Raw genomic sequence first — 5,252 nt, 5'->3', positions numbered from 1 at the left:
GTGGAGGGGGAGGTTCGCTCGTCAACTCGCGGTGATCGTACCCTCCATACCCGCGGCGCGGTGCCCGCTGATCGAGCAGTAGAAGGTGTAAGTACCCGACTTCGTGAGACGGAAGCCGCCCTTGGCGGTCTTCCCGCCGTCGACCGCCACGACGAGGCCCTTGTCCTCGATCGTGAAGTCGTGAGCCTGGTCTTGGGAGTGGAGCACGACGGCGATGTCCTCACCTGCCTGCACGTCGATATCCATCGGAGCGAACGCGTAGCTCCGTGAGTTCACCTTGATCTCGCGCGCTCCGGCCTCGACCGCGGCGTTCCCATTTCCGCCCCCTCCTCCTCCGCCACATGCGACGAGGAGGAGCACCAGAACGGTCGAAGTGCCAGCCAGACGCCTCATTGTCCGAGGGTAGCTACCCGAGGATCACCAGCCGGGTCTCGGTCATCTCGTGCACCGCGTACCGCGGACCCTCACGGGTGTTCCCGCTATCGCGCACACCCCCGTACGGCATCTGGTCGGCGCGGAACGTGGGGACTTCGTTGACGAGCACGCCTCCGAAGTCGAGCTCGCGCGCGGCGCGGAGCGCGACCGAGAGGTCGTTGGTGAAGATCGCGGCCTGTAGTCCGTAGCGGGTGTCGTTGGCGAGCCGCAGCGCGTCGTCGATCGACGTGTACGTCTGGACGGTGACCACGGGCCCGAACACTTCCTGGGCGCATACCTTCATCTCGGGAGCCACGTCGGTGAGCACGGTGGGTGCGAGCATCCCATCGCGTAGGTCGCCACCACAGGCGACCCTCGCGCCGCCTGCGATCGCTTCGTCGATCCACGACATGACCCGCTGCGTATCGCCGGTGGAGATGAGCGACGACACGTCGGTCGCATCGTCGAGCGGGTCGCCCACCACGAGCGCGTCCACGTACGGCACGAGCTCACCGAGGAACTCGCTGGCTCGCGACTCGTGCACGTACACGCGCTGGGTGGAGATGCACGACTGCCCCGCGTGGCTGAAGCCGGCCACCGAGATCTTCTTGGCTGCCGTGGTGACGTCGGCGTCGTGCTCGAGGATCACCGGCGCGTTGTTGCCGAGCTCGAGCCCGACTTTTTTGCGCGCCGCCCGGCCCCGAATCGCCCAGCCCACCTCGGGCGAGCCCGTGAACGTGATCAACGCGACGTCGTCGTGGTCGACGAGCGGGTCGCCGACCTTCGCTCCGCTCCCGGTGACGATGTTGAGGTGGCCGGGCGGGAGGCCGCACTCGTTCAAGAGGACCTCGGCGAGCGCGATCGCCGAGAGCGGAGTCTGGGACGCCGGCTTGAGCACCACCGGGCAGCCGGCGGCGATCGCGGGCGCGACCTTGTGGGCCACGAGGTTCAGGGGGAAGTTGAACGGGCTGATCGCACCGACGACGCCGACGGGTAGGCGCAACGTGAACGCGAGCTTCCCTTCCCCGACGTCGGACGCGTCCATCGGCACCATGTCGCCCGCGAGCGAGCGCGCAACGGCTGAGGCAAACGTGAAGGTCGATACCGCGCGCCTCGCCTCGACGCGCGCGGTCTTGATCGGCTTGGCCGCTTCTTCGGCGATCGTGCGCGCGAACTGCTCCTGGCGTTCGGAGAGGAGCTGCGCGGCGCGGTCGAGGATCTCGGCGCGTTTCCACGCCGGCAGCGCGCCTTCACGGTGTGCCGCGGCTGCCGCCGCGACCGCACGGTCGACGTGGCTCGCGTCGCACGCCGGCACGCGGTCGACCTCGTGGCCGTCGAACGGCGAACGCACCACCAGCGCTTCCGGTTCTTGGACCCACTCTTTTCCGATCGGGATTGCTCGCATGATTGCTCCAACCTTACGGGTCGCTCACTACGAGCCGGGATACCCGGCTCGTAGCCGTTCGCTCCTCAGCGCAGCGCCGGATGGATGGTGAGCTCCATCTCGCGGTCGAACAGCTTCTCGAAGAGCGCGCGCTTGCGGCGCGCACCCCAGATCTCCAGCTCGGCGTCGCCCCGCGTGCGCAGGCGGACGAGCACGAGCGACGGAGTGATGATCGGGTCGATCCCGTACACGGTCTGCTCTCTCCCGCGATCGAGCCCGTCGCCGACGCGGAGGAGCGCGGTGAGCACTCGGACTCGGGCGATGGCGTCGGCGTCGAGCAACGGGAACTCGTCCGACACCCGAGGGTCGCCGCTGCGGTGCCACCGCACCAGCGCCGCCAGCATCTCGATCTCGTCGGGCGCGAAGCCGCGGAGTTGCCCGTTGCGCACGAGGTACGCGGAGTGGCGGTGGTGCCCCGAGTTCGAGACGTGCTCGCCGATGTCGTGGAGGAACGCGGCGTGCTCGAGCAGTTCCCGGTCGTCGGCTCCGAGCCCGTGGAGCTCCTGCGTGGCATCGAAGAGCTCGAGGCAAAGCATCGCGACCTGTCGCGAGTGCGCCTCGGGCCGGTTGCATCGCCGGCCCAGGCTCTGCACCGCCTCGCGACGGATGGCGCGCGGATCGCCCGATGCGAATTGAGGGTCGCGGCGGTCGACGGCGTCGAGCACGATTCCCTCGCGCAGCGCCCACTCCGAGATCGTCAGTGACTCGAGCTCGAGCTCTTCCATCGCGATCGCAAGGAGCATCGAACCCGCGACTACGAGATCGACTCTCCGCGCGTCGAGGCCGTCCATGCGCAGGCGCTCGGACGCGGTCGATCCGAGGATCTCCTTGTGCATCGGCTCGAGCTCGTGGCGAGTGATCGTGAGCTGGTTGAGCGAGGACGGAGGTTCTTCGTCGCGCCGCGCCGCCACCATCTGCGCGAGGCACTCGAGGGTGCCGCTGCTCCCGACCGCGAGCTTGGGGCGGAAGCCGAGGACTTCGTCGCGCGTACTCGCGAGCTCTTCCACGATCCGGGCGTGCAGCGCGCGCCGATCGCGTTTGGAGAGCGGGTCGGAGTGCACGAGCTCGGTCGTGAGGCGTGCTACGCCGAGCGGGAGGCTCGCTGCCCATTGCATGCCGCGCGTGTCGCCGACCATCACCTCGAGACTTCCCCCGCCGAGATCGAAGCACACTGCAGGAGCGGGGTCGAGCACGACCGACGCTCGGATCGCGCCGAAGATCAGCCGCGCCTCCTCGTGTCCGCTGATCACGTCGACGGCGATACCGGTCTCGTCAACGATCCGATCCACGAGCTCGGCGCCGTTCTCGGCGCGGCGGATCGCGCTCGTTGCCTTCGCGAGCAGCTCGGTGGCACCGGCGGCTTCGGCGAGCAGGCGGAACCGGCGAACGGTGGCGACGGCCTGGTCGGCGGCGGTGGGCGGGATCGAGCCGTGGCGGCTCACGACGTCGCCGAGCCGGAGCATCTCCTTCTCGCGTACGAGCGGGTCGAGGTGGCCGTCGGGGTGGACCTCGGCGACGAGAAGGTGGAACGAGTTCGTTCCGAGGTCCATCGCTGCCACTCGCACGATGATCCAGGCTAAAGGGTCGGTACGGTTGGTCTCGTGACAGCGCAGGCACCGGTTGCGACGAACTTCCGCGCGATGGGCACCGACGTGACCGTCCTCGTGCTCGACGGCCCGTCCGATGCGGGTGCGCGCGCCGCCGACGCGATCGAGCGACTCGAGCAGCTCTGGAGCCGGTTTCGCCCCACGAGCGAGCTCTGCGCGCTGAACGCCGCCGGCTCCGTGCCCGAATGGAGATCTGGCTCCTCCAGTCCGGTGGTCGTGTCGGCCGAGACGTTCGCGCTCGTCGAGCGCGCGGTGCCGCCGTGGCCCACCCCCCGCGGGCGCGACCCCCCCCCCCGCCTGCCCGCGGTGATCGCCGCGGGTTACGACCGTGACTTCGACCGGGTGGCGTCGGAAGGTGCGGGCCCGTCCGCTGACCCCGCGCCCGCCCCCGGATGTGCGGGCATCGTGCTCGACGCCCGTGTGTCCGCCCTCACACTGCCGCCTGGCGTCGCACTCGATCTCGGTGGAATCGGCAAGGGTTACGCCGCCGACCTGGTCGCGCGCGAGCTCGTCGACCACGGCGCGAGCGGCGCGCTCGTGAACCTCGGAGGCGACCTGCGCGCGATCGGCGCCGCACCCGAACCGCACGGCTGGGTCGTCGCGGTCGACGACCAGCTCGAAACCGGTGCCACCGGGATGCTCGCGCTCAGCGAGGGCGCCATCGCGACGAGCACGCGTCTCCGCCGCGCGTGGGAACGCGACGGGCACGTGCTCCACCACCTGATCGACCCGCGCACCGGGTTGCCGGCGGCGAGTGGTCTCGCGTCGGTCACCGTCGTCGACGGCGAGGCCTGGCGCGCGGAGGTGCTCGCCAAGGCCGCCTTCATCGCCGGGTCGGCAGACGGTCGAGGCCTGATCGCCGATGGAGGCGCGACCGGCCTCCTCGTGTACGACGACGGCCGGGTGGAGGAGCTCGACGGTCTCGCCGCCTTCCGGCCGTGACTACGCTCGCGAGACACCTCAGGGGAGGTTCGTGACCATGCCGGAAGACGATCGCTGGTACCTGCCGCAGTTCGGATCCGTCGAGGAAGAGCGGCTACACCGCAAGCAGCGGCTCGCCGCCGGCTTCCGCATCTTCGGGAAGTTCGGGTTCGAAGAGGGAGTTGCCGGCCACATCACGGCGCGCGACCCCGAGCACCTCGATCATTTCTGGGTGAACCCGTTCGGCATGAGTTTCAGCCACATCCGTGCCTCCGACCTCATCCGCGTCAACGACAAGGGTGAGGTCGTCGAGGGGGAGGCCACCGTGAACACCGCGGCCTTCGCCATCCATTCGGCGGTGCACGCGGCGCGGCCCGATGTGATCGCGGCGGCGCACTCGCACTCGATCTACGGCAAGTCGTGGTCGTCGCTCGGCCGGCTCCTCGACCCGCTCACCCAGGATGCGTGCGCGTTCTTCGAGGACCACGCGCTGTTCGACGACTACACCGGCGTCGTCCTCGACGCCGACGAGGGCAAGCGCATCGCGCACACACTCGGTGAGCGGAAGGCCGTCATCCTGCGCAACCACGGGCTGCTCACGGCCGGACACTCGGTCGACGAAGCGGTGTGGTGGTTCGTCACCATGGAACGCACCTGCCAGGCGCAGCTCCTCGCAGAGGCCGCCGGTACGCCGGTGCTCATCGACTCCGAGATGGCGCGCCTCACTCGCAACCAGGTGGGGGAGCACGTGAGCGGCTTCGTCTCGTTCGGTCCGCTCTACGAGAAGATCGTGCGCGAGCAGCCCGACCTCCTCGACTGACTGGCTCGACTGACTGGCTCGACTGACTGGCTCGACTGACTGGCTC

At 69.3% G+C, this 5,252-nt stretch carries 5 protein-coding genes; 2 read left to right on the top strand and 3 right to left on the bottom strand.

Going from position 1 to position 5,252, the window contains the following annotated elements; all coding sequences use genetic code 11:
* Positions 1 to 21: 21 nt before the first annotated feature.
* From WD271_10485 to WD271_10475, 3 genes are all read right to left on the bottom strand, one after another.
* Positions 22 to 393 carry a cupredoxin domain-containing protein gene (locus tag WD271_10485; GenBank protein MEX1008255.1) on the bottom strand — a complete coding sequence of 124 codons (372 nt, stop codon included), beginning with the start codon at positions 391 to 393 and terminating at the stop codon, positions 22 to 24.
* Positions 394 to 406: 13 nt separating this feature from the next.
* Complete coding sequence (locus tag WD271_10480) at positions 407 to 1,819, bottom strand: aldehyde dehydrogenase family protein (GenBank protein ID MEX1008254.1); 1,413 nt, start codon at positions 1,817 to 1,819, stop codon at positions 407 to 409.
* A 65-nt stretch (positions 1,820 to 1,884) separates the two neighbouring features.
* Positions 1,885 to 3,423, bottom strand: a complete 1,539-nt coding sequence (locus WD271_10475; GenBank protein MEX1008253.1) for a Ppx/GppA phosphatase family protein — start codon at positions 3,421 to 3,423, stop codon at positions 1,885 to 1,887.
* Between the two features lie 36 nt (positions 3,424 to 3,459).
* Here WD271_10475 and WD271_10470 point away from each other — a divergent pair, with 36 nt between their 5' ends.
* Together WD271_10470 and WD271_10465 are read left to right on the top strand one after the other, a co-directional pair.
* Positions 3,460 to 4,407: an FAD:protein FMN transferase gene (locus WD271_10470; GenBank protein ID MEX1008252.1), complete on the top strand. Its 948-nt coding sequence runs from the start codon at positions 3,460 to 3,462 to the stop codon at positions 4,405 to 4,407.
* A 37-nt stretch (positions 4,408 to 4,444) separates the two neighbouring features.
* Positions 4,445 to 5,206 (top strand): class II aldolase/adducin family protein, encoded by a 762-nt coding sequence (locus WD271_10465; protein MEX1008251.1) that lies wholly within the window; start codon positions 4,445 to 4,447, stop codon positions 5,204 to 5,206.
* The last annotated feature ends 46 nt before the right edge of the window (positions 5,207 to 5,252 follow it).

Source organism: Acidimicrobiia bacterium, assembly GCA_040880805.1.
Lineage (GTDB): Bacteria > Actinomycetota > Acidimicrobiia > IMCC26256 > DASPTH01 > DASPTH01.
Note: the sequence above shows the minus strand (reverse complement) of the source record. Positions and strands in the feature narration are given on the sequence as shown.